Below are 15,590 nucleotides of genomic sequence, written 5' to 3'. Positions count from 1 at the left end.
GAATGCTTACAAAAGTTTATGGTAGTGCAGTTTTTGGTGTAGAGGCTACGACGATAGTTGTTGAGGTAAATATTGATAAGGGAATAGGTTATCATTTGGTAGGCCTTCCTGATAATGCAATTAAAGAAAGTAATTACCGCATTGCCGCCGCACTACAAAATAACGGCTATAAAATTCCTGGAAAAAAGATTACGATTAACATGGCTCCGGCAGACCTTCGAAAAGAAGGCTCTGCTTATGATCTTACTTTAGCCATTGGTATTCTAGCAGCTTCTAATCAGATACAATCCGAGAATATTGAGAAATATATTATCATGGGAGAACTCTCTCTTGATGGTGGACTACAACCCATAAAAGGTGCTTTACCTATTGCGATTAAAGCGCAAGAAGAGGGTTTTACTGGTTTTATGTTGCCAACAGCAAATGCAAAAGAAGCAGCAATAGTGGGTGATTTAAAAGTATATGGTATTGATAATATTAAACAGGTTATTGATTTCTTTGATAAGGGAACACCGTTAGAGCAAACAATTATAGACACACGAGAAGAGTTTTATAAAAACCTTGACTTTCCTGAGTTTGACTTTTCTGATGTTAAAGGGCAAGAAAGTATAAAGCGCTGTATGGAGATTGCAGCAGCAGGTGGACATAATGTCATATTAATTGGTCCGCCAGGAGCTGGTAAAACGATGTTAGCGAAAAGATTACCTTCTATTTTACCACCCATGACGCTACATGAAGCATTGGAGACGACTAAAATTCATAGCGTGGTCGGTAAGATTAAGAACATGGGTTTAATGAGTCAACGACCATTTAGAAGCCCACATCACACAATTTCGGATGTAGCTTTAGTCGGTGGCGGTTCATACCCACAACCAGGTGAAATTTCTCTTTCACATAATGGAGTTCTATTTTTGGATGAATTACCAGAGTTTAAACGAGGCGTTTTAGAGGTGCTGAGACAGCCATTAGAAGATAGAGAAGTAACGATATCGCGAGCAAGATTTACGGTAACCTACCCTAGTAGTTTTATGTTAGTGGCCAGTATGAACCCTAGTCCGGGTGGGTATTTCAATGACCCAGATGCACCAGTAACATCCTCACCGGCAGAAATGCAACGGTATTTAAGTAAAATATCAGGGCCTCTGTTGGATCGTATTGATATTCATATTGAAGTCACGCCAGTTCCTTTCGAAAAACTATCGGAAGAACGAAAAGGAGAGGGGAGTGTAGAAATAAGAAAACGAGTTACATCAGCACGAGAGATACAGACTTTACGATTTTCTGAATTAAACAATGTGCATTATAATGCACAAATGAACACCAAACAAATTCGTTTGTATTGCAAACTAGACGAAAAATCAAAGTCCCTTTTAAAAAATGCGATGGAGCGTTTAAATCTTTCCGCCCGTGCCTATGACAGAATTCTAAAAGTAGCAAGAACAATCGCCGATCTTGGTGGTGATATAGATTTGAATGGTGATCATATTTCAGAAGCCATTCAATACAGAAGTCTAGATAGAGAAGGTTGGTTGGGGTAATAGACTATCCCATCACCTTTCTAAGTGCCTTGTCAAAAAGTTTTACATCTTCTATAGTACCAGTACTAATTCTTGCCCAATCTGTAAATGGAGGGAACGGTCTACCTATAAGAACATTCTCTTTTTCCATGGCCGCCATCATTTCTCGTATGGGTCTTCCTGTTTTGAAAAAAACAAAGTTAGTATGAGATTTTTGATGTTCTAGATTTAAGTCATTTAAAGTATTATAAATATGACTTTTTACTTCCACATTTTTAGCAACGCTAAATTTGTAAAACTCATCATCTCTTAATGCTCCTTTGGCAGCTTCAATCGCTAAAACATTAGACATTGCCATGATATTTTTTTTCAGTCTGGTAGCAATATCTGGTCGGGCAATCAAGTAACCGATTCGTAACCCAGCAAGGCCATATACTTTCGAGAATGTTTTAGAGACAATAACATTCATGTTTTCCTTTACTAATTCAACCATTGAAGGGTAATCGGGTTCGGTAATAAAATCATAGTAGGCCTCGTCACTGAAAACCATGGTTCTACTACTAACGGAAGAACAGAAATCTCTTAATTTATTTCTGTCAAGTAAAGTTCCAGTAGGATTATTGGGGTTACATATAAAAATCAAACCTGTTTTAGAGGTTATTCGTTTCTCCATTTCATTTAAATCATGTTCCAAGTTTTTATCTACGGGAACTCGATGTACGGTAGCGCCAAAATTCTCGGTATAGGTCATAAGAGATTGAAAGGTAGGGTCTGCGGCAATAATTTCACCTCCGTTAATTCCGTAGGTTAATCCAGCGGCCTTTAGACCTTCTGTAGAACCTCCGGTTATGACAATGTGGTCTTTAGTTACACCTTCTTTGAGAGCTATTTGCTCAACCAATGGATGAAGAACCATAGATGGGTATCTACAGGCAATATCTAATGAATTTTTAATTACCTCTCGTACAGCTTTTGATGGTCCATAAGGATTTTCATTGGAATTCAATTTGGCTATACCTGTTTGTACTGTAGTATTAGGTGTTTCAGTAGGTAAGGCGAAAGCACCTAATCCACCTAAAAAAGTAAAACCGCCAGATAGTCCAGCAGTTTTAAGCCATTGTCGTCGGTCAATAGTATTCATGAGTATACCCTTTGGTTAAAAGGTACGAAAAATTGCTTACAAGAATTTTATTCTGGGCAACTGATGGTTACGCTTAATTAAGAAAACAACTCTTCATTATTAATATCATCGTCATGTTTTTTAGGGGCTGTAAAAATATCTTTTAGAATAAAACTTGTTACTATGGTTAAACCCAATGTTAAAGTAGGAATTGAATAGTCCCAATTTAGTAAATGCATTAATCCACCACATATAAGGGTTATAACACCAATAACCATTACAAAGTTCCAAATTATTTCGGTTAGGCTATTTTTTGCATTATCTTTTTTATCCATAAAATAAGAAGTGCCTTCCATAGCAAACCATGCTATAAATGTAAATGCTGTACCAATTTGAAAAATTACCGTGTACGGGAAATTTAAAATGGTTAAAACACCATTAGTAGTCCAAAATAATACCAAAGCCATTTTTATAAGGTCGATAGTAAGTTTTTCTTCTTTTCTCAAAAAACGAAAAGTGTATAATACAAGTATTGCAGTAAATGATATAAATATAATACCTGCAGAATATTTCCAATGAAGAACCTGCATTAGCATACCTATTAAAAGGGTGGCTAAGGCTGCCCGGATTGGATTTTTAAATGCTTTTTTAGGTTTTTCCATGTCTATTTATTTTAATTAATAACTTTAATATTGGCTTTCAGTCCTTCCATAATTCCAATAATATTATTTACGGTTTCATTTAAATAGTACCGTACCACAATATGGGGAATACGAATGGTTGTAAATCCATTCTTGAAGGAATGCATTGCTTCTTCTAAATTATTAATAGCCTCATGTTCGGTCAATTTATCATATTTAGAGTCAATTTCAATATTGAGTTTTACTCGCGATATGGCTATATCTATAGATTTTTTACCATCCCACCATTCTAGCATCGAATTTACTCCTGCCTCTTTAAGGGCGTAGTATAATTGAATAGCCTCTAATGGGGTATCGTGTTTGGTGATTAGTTGCTCAATACGTTTATAATGTTTGTTGCAGAGTTCTACACCTGCGCTTTCCATAGCATTTTTGTGATCTAAATAACCGAGTTCTTTCTTACATTCTAAACAAATCATTAATAGGTTAAGTTTAAGGTTTGGGGATATTTATAACCTTGATATTTTAAGATTAGTATGTAACCTCGATGAATGACGTCGATCTTTTAGACGAACGGTAGTTTTTTAGATTAACGGCATTTTGAAATGTTAAAATTGTGGTGAAATTGATTTTGATGATGGTGAGCTAATTCATATTTACAGATTATATTTACAAGAATGATAATTTTAATCCATGTTTAAGAAATTAGGACCTGGTGTTCTTGTAGCAGCAGCGTTTATCGGCCCGGGTACAGTTACTGCTTGTACCCTTGCCGGAGTTAACTTTGGCTTTAGTCTGCTGTGGGCCATGCTATTATCGATTATTGCGACCTATGTTCTTCAGGAAATGTCAGCAAGATTGGGTATCATAACACAAAAAGGACTGGCCGATGTTATAAAACAAGAGCTAAGGAACCCTTGGATAAGAAATGGTGTAATTACTCTTATATTTTCTGCTATCATTGTAGGTAATGCTTCGTATGAAGCAGGTAATATTGGTGGTGCTACCTTGGGGATGGAGGCTCTTTTCGGGTTAAGTTATAGTAAGTTATACCCAGCTATATTGGGACTAGCAGCTTTTTTACTTCTCTTTTTTGGAAATTACAAAGCCTTGGAAAAGGTTTTTATATTTCTTGTATTAATAATGAGTCTGTCTTTTGTTATGACAGCCGTATTGACGCAGCCCAATCTTTGGGAATTACTAAAGGGCTTATTTGTGCCATCAATTCCTGAAGATGGTATTTTGACTATTATAGCTTTGGTAGGTACTACAGTTGTGCCCTACAATCTCTTTTTACATGCCGCTTTGGTGAGTGAGAAGTGGAAATCAGAAAAAGATTTGAAACTGGCGAAAAGAGATACGTTAGTATCTATCATATTGGGTGGACTAGTATCTATTAGTATAATTATATCTGCGGCAGCTATAAAAAGTACTGAGGTTAATAATGTATTGGATATGGCAAAAGCTCTAGAGCCGCTATATGGTTCTGCAGCTCTTTATTTTATGGGTATAGGTTTATTGGCGGCTGGTATAACTTCTGCTATAACAGCGCCATTAGCCGCTGCGTATGTTGCGAATAGTTGTTTTGGATGGAAGGCTGAATTTAAAGATGCTAAATTCCGGTTTATTTGGATAATGATTTTAGTGTTAGGCGTGGTCTTTTTATCCTTTGGTATAAAACCGATAGAAATTATAAAATTTGCCCAAATTACCAATGGACTGCTTTTACCAATCATAGCCATATTTTTACTTTGGGTAGTAAATAGGGTAGGTGTTATGGGAAAATATAAAAATACCTTATTGCAAAATTGTATTGGGTTGGCTATTATTTTTCTTTCAGTTCTATTGGGAGTAAAAAGTATTTTAACGGTGCTCGGATTGTTTTAAATGAATAAGAGAAAAATAGATATTAATTGTGATGTAGGTGAGGGTATCGGTAATGAACCTGATTTGTTTCCTATGATTAGTTCTTGCAATATTGCTTGTGGAGGTCATGCTGGTTCTAAGGAAACTATTAGACAATGTCTAGAATTAGCATTGAAATTCAATGTTAGTATAGGTGCGCATCCTTCATATCCAGATAGAGAAAATTTTGGGCGTATTTCTATGGATATATCCGATGATGATTTAATCAGAAGTATAAGCGATCAAATGAAGTTGTTTATGATCGAGTGTAATTATTTAGGAGCAACGCTTCATCATATAAAACCTCATGGAGCACTTTATAATGATATTGCAAAGAATCAGCATTTAGCGAAAGTTTTTTTAAGTGCCATTATACGGTATAAAAAGAATGTTGTTTTATATGTTCCATTTGGTAGTATCATTGAAAAATTAGCAATTGCTAGTAATTTTAAAATATGGAGAGAAGCTTTTGCGGATAGAAACTATACTAATGATTTGAATTTGGTTTCTAGAAAACAAAAGAACGCATTAATTTCAAATGGAAAAGATGTTTTAAATCATCTGCTTTTGATGTATAACGAAAAAGAGGTAAGAACTGTTAACGGAGAAAGAATTCCGATTCAAGCAGATACCTTTTGTATTCATGGCGATACACCAACAGCTTTTCAAATTTTGATGTATATTACAGAGCATTTATCAGAATATAATCTACAAGCTAAACCGTGAATTCCCCTAAAATAAACATAAAGTCTTTTGGTATACATTCAATTCTTATTGAATGGCCCAATGAGGTAAGTGAGCATATTCTAGAAACTATTTTACGTTTTCAAACTTTTATACGTGAAAAATTGTTAACAGATAAGGATTGGGAAATGGTTCCTTCCTATAATTCTTTACTACTTATCAATAGGAAGAAAATTATTGATTTCGATAAAATAAAAAAGCAATTAAAGGCCGAATATTCGCAATTAGGTGAGTCTGAAAAACCAGATAGGTATTTATGGAGATTACCTGTTTCATATGATTTTGAATTCGGATTGGACCTTGAAGAAGTTGCAGAAAAACTTAATAAATCTATTCCTGAGGTTATAGCACTGCATACAGGTACAACTTATACCGTATATGGAATTGGTTTTTTACCAGGTTTTATGTACCTCGGTGGAATATTGAAGGAATTAGAAATACCGAGAAAATCAACGCCTAGGTCTAAAGTGGTTAAGGGTGCGGTTGGTATAGCAGGTAAACAAGCAGGTATTTATCCTCAAGAATCACCTGGAGGTTGGAATATAATAGGGAATTGTTCAGTGCCTATTTTTGATGCAACAAAAGAAGATCCTTGTTTTGTAAATGTGGGTGATAAAATTGAATTCTATCAAATATCGAGGGCGGAGTATAATTTACATAAGATAGAGGCAGAAGTTGGTATTTATAAACTTAAAAAATTTAAGATAAATGCTTAAGGTATTAAAATCAGGTTTTTATACCACAGTGCAAGATTCGGGAAGATTTCATTATAGAAATAAAGGGGTTCCCGTTTCTGGTGTTATGGATGAAATATCGGTCTTCAAAGTAAACTCATTATTAGAAAATGAAGTTACTGCTGCTGTTTTAGAAATTACAATGACTGGGCCGACGATTATGTTTGAGGAAGAAACATATATGGCATTAGGTGGGGCAGAAATGTCAGCAACCTTAAATAATTTGCCGATTCAGAATTATAAAGTATATCAAATAGAAGTTGGTGATATTCTTTCTTTTGGCCGACTAGACAAAGGGTTTCGGTCATATTTAGGAGTTAAAGGAGGGCTTACTTCCAAGGAAGTATTAGGTAGTAGGTCGTTCTATAGACCCATTACTAAAGAGAATAGGTTGCGAGACAACGATGTTGTTCCGTTTACATATAATAAGTTATTTCAACCTAAGATTTCGGAGATAAAGGTTGATTCTTTTCTGGATAATACCATCTTAGAACTAAGTAAAGGTCCTGAGTTTGATTTGTTGAACGATAGGCAATTAGAAGAAATATTTTCGAAGTCTTTCACAGTTTCTCATGAGAATAATAGAATGGCATACCAAATCAAGGAAACTATTTCTACACATGAAATATCTATGTTGACATCTGCAACATTGCCAGGAACTGTCCAACTTACTCCGGCTGGCAAACTAATTGTCTTAATGAAAGATGGACAAACCACTGGTGGTTACCCAAGAGTTTTACAATTAATGGATAAGGCTATTTGTATTTTGGCACAAAAAAGAGGTGGAGATATGGTTAGTTTTAAACTAGTGTAATATGTTCTTTTTGTTGTATTCAAGATTGTATCACAGCTAGTAATCTATAAGTATTGGAATTCATTTTCTTATTGTTTTTTTTCTATTTCTATTTTATGTACTATTGTAGTATGAAACTATCTATTTTTAATATTAATGTGGTCATAGTCATTCCAATTTAGGAATGATATAGCTTTTCATTGTATTGAAAAACCTGTATCAGATTTATTTGATACAGGTTTTTTTATGTTTTAAAATTAAAATCAGATAGTTTTGAAGTATTGAATATGATATATAATGATGGTTTAACTATTTGAAAATCATTAGTTTAACTGTTTTTTAGATGAAATGAATTTGTACTGTCAATTATTGTTAAAAATAGAAATTTTTATAAACTTTTATCTTTGATTAATACGATTAAATAATCAAGATAAGCATACTAGATTTACATTATGGAATTGAACAAGCATAGTAAGAATGTAACCCAAGATCCCACTCAACCGGCAGCCCAAGCAATGTTATATGCAATAGGTTTAACAGAAGATGATTTAAAAAAACCATTAATTGGTATTGGGAGTACTGGTTATGAAGGTAACCCTTGTAACATGCACTTAAATGATTTGGCACAAGAAGTAAAAGTTGGTGTCAATGATAGTGGATTAGTAGGGCTGGTTTTCAATACTATTGGTGTCAGTGACGGTATATCTATGGGTACCTACGGTATGCGTTATTCATTGCCTTCAAGAGATATTATTGCAGATTCAATGGAAACTGTAGTGCAGGCTATGAATTATGATGGTTTGGTAACTGTAGTGGGTTGTGACAAGAATATGCCCGGAGCATTAATGGCTATGATTCGTTTAGATAGACCTTCTGTACTTGTATATGGCGGTACTATCGCTTCTGGTTGTTATAAAGATAAAAAATTAGATGTTGTTTCTGCTTTTGAAGCATGGGGAGAAAAGGTAGCAGGTACCATGAATGAAGAAGATTACAAGGGTGTAATTCAGAATGCATGTCCGGGTGCAGGTGCTTGTGGTGGTATGTATACAGCAAATACAATGGCTTCAGCAATTGAAGCATTGGGTATGGCTATGCCTTATAATTCGTCTAACCCTGCAATTGGTAAACAAAAACAAAATGATGCTATTGAATCTGGTAAGGCTTTAAAAAACTTATTAGAAAAAGATATTAAGCCTAGTGATATAATTACACGTAAATCATTTGAAAATGCGGTTCGGTTATTAACCTTGTTAGGTGGTTCTACAAATGCAGTATTACACTTTTTGGCAATTGCCAAAGCAGCTGATGTTGAGTTTACTTTAGATGATTTTCAGAAAATAAGTGATACGACTCCATTTTTAGCAGATTTAAAACCTAGCGGTAAATTTCTAATGGAAGATGTGCATCGTGTAGGTGGTGTACCCGCTGTAATGAAATTCATGTTGGAAAACGGAATGTTACATGGCGATTGTTTAACTGTTACGGGCAAAACAATTGCTGAGAATTTAGCTGATGTGCCTGGGTTATTAGAGCATCAGCAAGTAATTAGACCTTTAAGCAATCCGATTAAGGCTACCGGCCACTTAAGAATTCTGTACGGTAACTTGGCGACTGAAGGTTCTGTTGCAAAAATTACTGGAAAGGAAGGTTTGTATTTCTCCGGACCAGCAAAAGTTTATAATGATGAGTTTTTTGCGAATGCAGGCATTGGAAAAGGTGAGGTCACAAAAGGCGATGTTGTGGTCATTAGATATGAAGGACCAAAAGGAGGACCTGGAATGCCAGAGATGCTGAAACCTACTGCAGCAATTATGGGTGCCGGACTTGGAAAAGATGTGGCTTTAATTACAGATGGTCGTTTCTCAGGTGGAACACACGGTTTTGTAGTTGGGCATGTATCCCCAGAAGCACAAGACGGTGGTGTTATTGGTTTATTGAAAGACGGTGATATTATTACTATCGATGCGGAGAAAAATGAGATTTCAGTTAATCTTACAGATGATGAAATAACGGCAAGAAGAAAAGAGTGGATACAACCGGAGTTGAAAGTGAAAAGAGGTAGTTTATATAAATACGCTCGAACAGTATCATCGGCTTCACAAGGCTGTGTAACTGACGAATTTTAAAATATTAATTAAAATTCCCGAAAACTCTCCCTTAATTGAAGGGAGTCGGGTGGAGGCTTATGGAAACATTAAAAGAAAAGAAAACAAGTACAGATTCTAAGAAAGCTATACAGATTTCTGGAGCAGAGGCACTAATTCATTGTTTGTTGGCAGAAGGTGTCGAAACAATGTACGGTTACCCAGGTGGTGCAATTATGCCCGTGTATGATGAATTATATAAATTTCAAGATAAATTAACGCATATACTAACAAGGCATGAACAGGGTGCAACACACGCTGCTCAAGGGTACGCGCGTGTTTCAGGCAGGGTAGGTGTTGCTATTGCAACCTCTGGTCCTGGAGCAACAAATTTAGTGACAGGTCTTGCCGATGCGCAGATAGATTCTACTCCAATGGTTTGTATAACGGGGCAAGTAACTAGAGAGTTATTAGGTACCGATGCTTTTCAGGAAACTGATATTATTGGTATTTCAACTCCTGTGACAAAATGGAATTATCAAATTACCGAAGCTTCAGAGATTCCTGAGGTTATGGCGAAAGCATTTTATATAGCCAAGTCGGGAAGACCAGGTCCAGTTTTGATAGATATTACAAAGAATGCACAAATTGAAAAATTTGATTTCTCATATAAGAAATGTACAGGAGTACGTAGTTATAAGCCGGTTCCAAAACCAGAAATAAGTGCAATACAGGCTGCTGCCGATTTAATCAATAATGCTAAGAAACCATTTATCGTATGGGGTCAAGGTGTTATTCTTGGTAAGGCTGAAAAGGAGCTTAAGCAATTGGTTGAGAAAGCTGGTATACCTGCTGCATGGACCATTATGGGTGCTTCTGCATTAGATACAGACCATCGCTTAAATGTGGGTATGGTAGGTATGCACGGTAATTATGCACCAAATTTAATGACCAACGAATGCGATGTTTTGTTGGCTATAGGTATGCGTTTTGATGATCGTGTAACAGGTAGATTGGTAGATTATGCTACCCAGGCAAAAGTGATTCACTTTGAAATAGACCCAGCTGAAATCAATAAAAATGTACATGCCGATGTGGCGGTATTAGGTAATTCTAAAGAAACTTTGGGCCTACTGCTTCCGTTGATCAAAGAAAATAAGCACGAAGCTTGGCATAATATTTTTAAAGAAAAGTATGAGATTGAGTTCGATACAATTATAAATAATGATATTCACCCGACCAAACCTGGTTTAACCATGGGAGAAGTTATTGAGCAAATTAATTTAGCCTCAAATAACAAGGCGGTTATTGTTTCTGATGTAGGCCAGCATCAAATGATTGCTTGTAGATATGCTAAATTTTCCCAGACTAAAAGTAATATTACTTCTGGCGGGTTGGGAACAATGGGATTTGCACTTCCTGCAGCTATTGGCGCAAAAATGGGCGCTATGGATAGGGAAGTAATTGCTATCATAGGTGATGGTGGTTTTCAAATGACGATTCAAGAGCTTGGAATAATATTTCAACATAAAGTTCCTGTTAAAATTGTTGTTTTAAACAATGAACATTTAGGTATGGTACGCCAATGGCAAGAACTGTTCTTTGAAAGAAGATATGCTTCTACGGTTATGGTTAATCCTGATTTTGTAAAAATTGCAGAAGGGTACGGTATTGAAGCAAAACGAATTTCTGAACGTAAAGATTTAAAATCAACCATTCAAGAAATGATGGCTTCTAAAGAACCATATTTCTTAGAAGTTAAAGTGGAGCAAGAAGATAACGTTTTTCCAATGATACCCTCAGGAGCTTCGGTATCAGAAATAAGATTGAAAAAATAGAAAACGTTATGAACGATTCGAACATACAAGATATTCCAAAAATACACACGAAGATTGTACGTAAGTCTGAAGAAATTGGGTTTACAATGCCATCAGATTTGTATGTTGGTAGTTTTCTAAAAACGTTGGTCGCGTCGAAACCAAAAGGAAGATTTCTTGAAATAGGTACTGGCATAGGCTTAAGTCTATCTTGGATGATTGAAGGACTTGATACTGATTCAAAATTAATATCGGTCGACAATGACAAAGAGTTAATAGAAATTGCAGAAAGTTTTTTTGGAGATCACAAACAGGTTGATTTAATATGTGAAGATGGTGCAAAGTGGTTACAGCAGTATGATGGAGCAAAGTTTGATTTGATTTTTGCAGATGCTTGGCCAGGAAAGTACAGTGAAATAGAAATAGTGTTAGACTTATTAAAGGTCGGTGGTTTTTATATTATTGATGATATGAAGAAACAACCAAATTGGCCTGAGGGACATGAGAATTTTGTTTTTGAATTAGTCGAGTATTTAGAAAAACGTGATGATTTTCATATTACAAAAATGGACTGGTCTACAGGATTAATCGTAGCAGTAAAGAAAAAGTAAAAACAAATTAATACAATGCCATAAAATTCTTTTAGAATAAAAGAATAGGAAAATAGCTTATGGAAAATAAATTTTTCACCATATCAGTATATTCAGAGAATAATGTAGGATTACTGAATAGAATTTCGGGGATATTTTTAAAGAGACATATTAATATAGAAAGTCTCAATGTCTCAAAATCGGAAATTGATGATGTTTCGAAATTTACTATTGTAGTTAATACTACCGAGAAATGGGTGTACAATATTGTAGGGCAAATTGAAAAACAAATTGAAGTAATTAAAGCATTTTATCATACTGATGATGAAACAATTTATCAAGAGTCAGCTTTGTTCAAGATTGCATCTGGTCTCCTTTTCGATGAACGTCAAATTCAGAATATAATTAAAGATAATAACGCTCAAATCGTGACAGTTTCAAGAGATTTCTTTGTTATCGCTAAAAGTGGAAGAAGAAATGAAGTTGATGAAATGCACGATCAATTGAAACCTTATGGTATTATGCAATTTGTACGTTCAGGTCGAATTTCTGTAACTAAAGATGTTATGCAGATTTCAGCAATACTTAAAGAATTTTAAATAACGAATCAATTCAATAATTAATAAAGTAAATATAAAATGGCCAATTATTTTAATACACTATCATTAAGAGATAAACTAACGCAACTTGGTAAATGCCGCTTCATGGATTCGTCTGAGTTTGCAGATGGTGTAAATGCTTTAAAAGGTAAGAAAATTGTAATCATAGGTTGTGGTGCACAAGGTTTAAACCAAGGTTTGAACATGAGAGACTCAGGTTTAGATATCGCTTATACCCTTAGAGATGCAGCTATAAAGGAAAAAAGACAATCTTTTATCAACGCTACTGAAAATGGTTTTACGGTAGGTACTTATGAGGAATTGATTCCTAGTGCAGATGTGGTAATCAATCTAACTCCAGATAAACAGCATACTGCCGTTGTAAATGCTGTTATGCCATTGATGAAGAAGGGAGCAACACTTTCTTATTCTCATGGATTTAATATTGTTGAAGAAGGTACACAGGTTCGTAAAGATTTAACTGTAATTATGGTCGCACCTAAGAGTCCAGGTTCAGAAGTTAGAGAAGAATATAAAAGAGGTTTTGGTGTGCCAACGTTAATTGCGGTTCACCCAGAGAATGATCCAGAAGGTAAAGGTTTAGAACAAGCTAAAGCTTATGCTGCTGGTACAGGCGGACATAAAGCAGGTGTATTAGAGTCTTCTTTCGTAGCTGAGGTGAAATCAGATTTAATGGGTGAGCAAACTATTCTTTGTGGTTTGTTACAAACTGGTTCAATTCTTTGTTTCGATAAGATGATTGAAAAAGGAATAGATGCTGGCTATGCGTCGAAATTGATTCAATACGGATGGGAAACCATCACTGAGGGAATGAAGTATGGTGGTATCACACATATGATGGACCGTCTTTCAAATCCTGCTAAAATAAAAGCATTTGAATTATCAGAAGAGCTAAAAGATATTATGCGCCCATTGTTTCAAAAGCATATGGATGATATTATGACTGGTCATTTTTCTAAAACTATGATGGAAGATTGGGCAAATGATGATAAAAATTTATTAGAGTGGAGAGCAGCTACAGGGGAGACTGCTTTTGAAAAAACACCAGCAGGTAATCAAGAAATTACAGAACAAGAGTTTTATGATAATGGCGTGTTGATGATCGCTATGGTAAGAGCTGGTGTTGAATTGGCCTTTGAAGCTATGACTGAATCTGGTATAATAGCCGAATCTGCTTATTACGAATCATTGCATGAAACTCCATTAATTGCTAATACAATAGCGCGTAAGAAATTGTTCGAAATGAATCGTGTGATTTCTGATACGGCTGAATATGGTTGTTATTTATTTGATCATGCATGTAAGCCACTTTTGACAGGGTTTATGAAAAATATCGACACAGATGTTATCGGTACTAATTTCTCTGTAGAAATGGATAATGATGTAGATAATGCTACATTAATTGCAGTCAATAAAGCATTACGTGAGCATCCGGTAGAAATTGTCGGTGCACGTTTACGTGAATCGATGACAGCAATGAAACCTATAGTTTAGATTTTTTTAAATCTTATATAGACATATAAATTGTCCGGTTGAGTACATTCGAATAGTTGCAATCCGTATTGGTTTGTAGTAATATTTGGACTGTTCTTAAGCGGACAATTTAAGTTTTAGATATTGTTTTCATTTTTAAAATGGTGAAATCTGAGCAGAAAGATAAAATAATATGAAAGGGAAGAAACCAACCTATTTTCCACAATTGACTGATGTACGAAATGCAGCAAAGATTATATCTGAAATTTCAGATATAACTCCGTTGACAGAGAGTATCAGACTTTCAAAACAGTTTGGATGTCAGGTGCGTTTAAAGCGTGAAGATTTGCAAAGGGTTCGTTCATATAAAATTAGAGGGGCATTTAATAAAATAAGCTCTCTTACTAAAGAAGAAAGGGCCAAAGGTGTTATTTGTGCAAGTGCAGGAAACCATGCTCAAGGAGTAGCATTCGCATGTTTTCATTTGAAAATAAAGGGTACTATTTATATGCCTTCGGTTACGCCAAAGCAAAAAATAGAACAAACGAATTTGTTCGGTGGTGACTTGGTTGAGATTGTTTTAGAAGGTGATACCTTCGATGATGCATCACAAGCTGCTCGTACGTATGGCCAGAAAACCGGTAAAATATTTGTTCACCCTTTCGATGATCCTAAAATCATAGAAGGTCAAGCTACGGTTGGACTTGAGTTGATTGAACAAACTAAAGCACCAATCGATTATCTATTTGTATGTATTGGCGGCGGTGGTTTGGCATCAGGCCTTATTAGTGTTTTTAGTGAGCTTTCCCCTAGCACTAAGATTATTGGTGTAGAACCTAAAGGTGCCCCATCAATGAAAACATCTATGGAATCTGGAAAGGTGGTTGCTCTCGAACATATCGATAAATTTATTGATGGTGCAGCTGTGAAAAAGGTAGGTGAACTGACATATCCTATTTGTAGTTATTATTTAGACAATATGATTACTGTTGAAGAAGGGAAAGTTTGTCAAACCATACTTGATCTTTATAATAGAGATGCTATTGTGGTAGAACCTGCAGGTGCCTTAACCATTGCAGCTTTAGACGATTATAAAGATGAAATTAAAGGAAAAAATATTGTCTGTATTATTGGTGGTAGTAACAATGATATTACCAGAACAGCTGAGATTAAAGAGAGAGCTTTATTGTATGGTAAGCTAAAGCATTATTTCATTATCCGATTTCCCCAACGACCAGGAGCTTTAAAAGAATTTGTAGTTGATATTTTAGGTCCGACCGATGATATCACGCATTTTGAATATTCGAAGAAGTCGAGTAGAGAAAATGCTCCGGCGGTGGTAGGTATTGAACTAAAACAACCAGAAGATTTACAACCATTGATAGAGCGTATGAAAACTAACAATTTTTATGGCGATTATATAAATGATAAACCTGATTTGTTTGAATATTTGGTTTAAACTATATTTAATTTTTACAATTAAATTTCTATACCATTTTAGAAATCAATCAATCAATGAGTCATCAATTCGATTTTTTAATAATAGAAA

14 protein-coding genes are annotated in these 15,590 nt (G+C 35.2%); 11 read left to right on the top strand and 3 right to left on the bottom strand.

The window, feature by feature from the left end:
* The first annotated feature begins 2 nt into the window (after positions 1 to 2).
* The gene (locus AAC084_RS08895) at positions 3 to 1,538 is read left to right on the top strand and encodes a YifB family Mg chelatase-like AAA ATPase (protein WP_339839677.1); all 1,536 of its coding nucleotides are present in this window, start codon (positions 3 to 5) and stop codon (positions 1,536 to 1,538) included.
* 4 nt (positions 1,539 to 1,542) lie between these two features.
* Here AAC084_RS08895 and AAC084_RS08890 read toward each other — a convergent pair whose 3' ends face one another.
* The 3 genes from AAC084_RS08890 to AAC084_RS08880 all read right to left on the bottom strand — a co-directional run bounded on the left by AAC084_RS08890 (position 1,543) and on the right by AAC084_RS08880 (position 3,757).
* Positions 1,543 to 2,658 (bottom strand): histidinol-phosphate transaminase, encoded by a 1,116-nt coding sequence (locus AAC084_RS08890; protein WP_339839674.1) that lies wholly within the window; start codon positions 2,656 to 2,658, stop codon positions 1,543 to 1,545.
* Between the two features lie 77 nt (positions 2,659 to 2,735).
* Entirely contained in the window at positions 2,736 to 3,299 is a 564-nt protein-coding gene (locus tag AAC084_RS08885; RefSeq protein WP_339839671.1) for a hypothetical protein, read from the bottom strand.
* Positions 3,300 to 3,310: 11 nt separating this feature from the next.
* On the bottom strand, positions 3,311 to 3,757 hold the full coding sequence (locus AAC084_RS08880; RefSeq protein ID WP_339839669.1) for a hypothetical protein: 447 nt from the start codon (positions 3,755 to 3,757) through the stop codon (positions 3,311 to 3,313).
* 214 nt (positions 3,758 to 3,971) lie between these two features.
* On the opposite strand from AAC084_RS08880, the gene AAC084_RS08875 reads away from it, so the two are divergent.
* The 10 genes from AAC084_RS08875 (at position 3,972) to ilvA (ending at position 15,500) form a co-directional block, all read left to right on the top strand.
* Positions 3,972 to 5,165 carry an Nramp family divalent metal transporter gene (locus AAC084_RS08875; RefSeq protein WP_339839667.1) on the top strand — a complete coding sequence of 398 codons (1,194 nt, stop codon included), beginning with the start codon at positions 3,972 to 3,974 and terminating at the stop codon, positions 5,163 to 5,165.
* Entirely contained in the window at positions 5,166 to 5,909 is a 744-nt protein-coding gene (gene pxpA, locus AAC084_RS08870) for a 5-oxoprolinase subunit PxpA (RefSeq protein WP_339839665.1), read from the top strand.
* Positions 5,906 to 6,643: a 5-oxoprolinase subunit PxpB gene (pxpB, locus tag AAC084_RS08865; RefSeq protein ID WP_339839662.1), complete on the top strand. Its 738-nt coding sequence runs from the start codon at positions 5,906 to 5,908 to the stop codon at positions 6,641 to 6,643. The genes pxpA and pxpB overlap by 4 nt, the downstream gene beginning before the upstream one ends.
* Positions 6,636 to 7,475, top strand: coding sequence for a biotin-dependent carboxyltransferase family protein (locus AAC084_RS08860; protein ID WP_339839660.1), 840 nt, complete (start codon positions 6,636 to 6,638; stop codon positions 7,473 to 7,475). Before pxpB ends, AAC084_RS08860 begins: the two co-directional genes overlap by 8 nt.
* 431 nt (positions 7,476 to 7,906) lie before the next feature.
* Positions 7,907 to 9,583 carry a dihydroxy-acid dehydratase gene (gene ilvD, locus AAC084_RS08855; protein WP_339839658.1) on the top strand — a complete coding sequence of 559 codons (1,677 nt, stop codon included), beginning with the start codon at positions 7,907 to 7,909 and terminating at the stop codon, positions 9,581 to 9,583.
* A 59-nt stretch (positions 9,584 to 9,642) separates the two neighbouring features.
* Positions 9,643 to 11,379: a biosynthetic-type acetolactate synthase large subunit gene (ilvB, locus tag AAC084_RS08850; protein ID WP_339839655.1), complete on the top strand. Its 1,737-nt coding sequence runs from the start codon at positions 9,643 to 9,645 to the stop codon at positions 11,377 to 11,379.
* An 8-nt stretch (positions 11,380 to 11,387) separates the two neighbouring features.
* Positions 11,388 to 11,969 carry a class I SAM-dependent methyltransferase gene (locus AAC084_RS08845; protein ID WP_339839653.1) on the top strand — a complete coding sequence of 194 codons (582 nt, stop codon included), beginning with the start codon at positions 11,388 to 11,390 and terminating at the stop codon, positions 11,967 to 11,969.
* Between the two features lie 59 nt (positions 11,970 to 12,028).
* Positions 12,029 to 12,547, top strand: a complete 519-nt coding sequence (gene ilvN / locus AAC084_RS08840; protein ID WP_339839650.1) for an acetolactate synthase small subunit — start codon at positions 12,029 to 12,031, stop codon at positions 12,545 to 12,547.
* A gap of 39 nt (positions 12,548 to 12,586) precedes the next feature.
* Complete coding sequence (gene ilvC, locus AAC084_RS08835; protein ID WP_339839647.1) at positions 12,587 to 14,062, top strand: ketol-acid reductoisomerase; 1,476 nt, start codon at positions 12,587 to 12,589, stop codon at positions 14,060 to 14,062.
* A gap of 172 nt (positions 14,063 to 14,234) precedes the next feature.
* A complete protein-coding gene (ilvA, locus tag AAC084_RS08830; protein ID WP_339839644.1) occupies positions 14,235 to 15,500 on the top strand; it encodes a threonine ammonia-lyase IlvA in 1,266 nt (421 codons plus the stop codon).
* Positions 15,501 to 15,590 lie beyond the last annotated feature (90 nt).

Source organism: uncultured Maribacter sp., assembly GCF_963977385.1.
In the GTDB taxonomy this organism is placed as follows: Bacteria; Bacteroidota; Bacteroidia; order Flavobacteriales; family Flavobacteriaceae; genus Maribacter.
Note: the sequence above shows the minus strand (reverse complement) of the source record. Positions and strands in the feature narration are given on the sequence as shown.

Coding starts and splice junctions, on each gene's coding strand:
- AAC084_RS08895 (WP_339839677.1), top strand. CDS start 3: ATGCTTACAAAAGTTTATGGTAGTGCAGTTTTTGGTGTAGAGGCTACG.
- AAC084_RS08890 (WP_339839674.1), bottom strand. CDS start 2,658: ATGAATACTATTGACCGACGACAATGGCTTAAAACTGCTGGACTATCT.
- AAC084_RS08885 (WP_339839671.1), bottom strand. CDS start 3,299: ATGGAAAAACCTAAAAAAGCATTTAAAAATCCAATCCGGGCAGCCTTA.
- AAC084_RS08880 (WP_339839669.1), bottom strand. CDS start 3,757: ATGATTTGTTTAGAATGTAAGAAAGAACTCGGTTATTTAGATCACAAA.
- AAC084_RS08875 (WP_339839667.1), top strand. CDS start 3,972: ATGTTTAAGAAATTAGGACCTGGTGTTCTTGTAGCAGCAGCGTTTATC.
- pxpA (WP_339839665.1), top strand. CDS start 5,166: ATGAATAAGAGAAAAATAGATATTAATTGTGATGTAGGTGAGGGTATC.
- AAC084_RS08860 (WP_339839660.1), top strand. CDS start 6,636: ATGCTTAAGGTATTAAAATCAGGTTTTTATACCACAGTGCAAGATTCG.
- ilvD (WP_339839658.1), top strand. CDS start 7,907: ATGGAATTGAACAAGCATAGTAAGAATGTAACCCAAGATCCCACTCAA.
- ilvB (WP_339839655.1), top strand. CDS start 9,643: ATGGAAACATTAAAAGAAAAGAAAACAAGTACAGATTCTAAGAAAGCT.
- AAC084_RS08845 (WP_339839653.1), top strand. CDS start 11,388: ATGAACGATTCGAACATACAAGATATTCCAAAAATACACACGAAGATT.
- ilvN (WP_339839650.1), top strand. CDS start 12,029: ATGGAAAATAAATTTTTCACCATATCAGTATATTCAGAGAATAATGTA.
- ilvC (WP_339839647.1), top strand. CDS start 12,587: ATGGCCAATTATTTTAATACACTATCATTAAGAGATAAACTAACGCAA.
- ilvA (WP_339839644.1), top strand. CDS start 14,235: ATGAAAGGGAAGAAACCAACCTATTTTCCACAATTGACTGATGTACGA.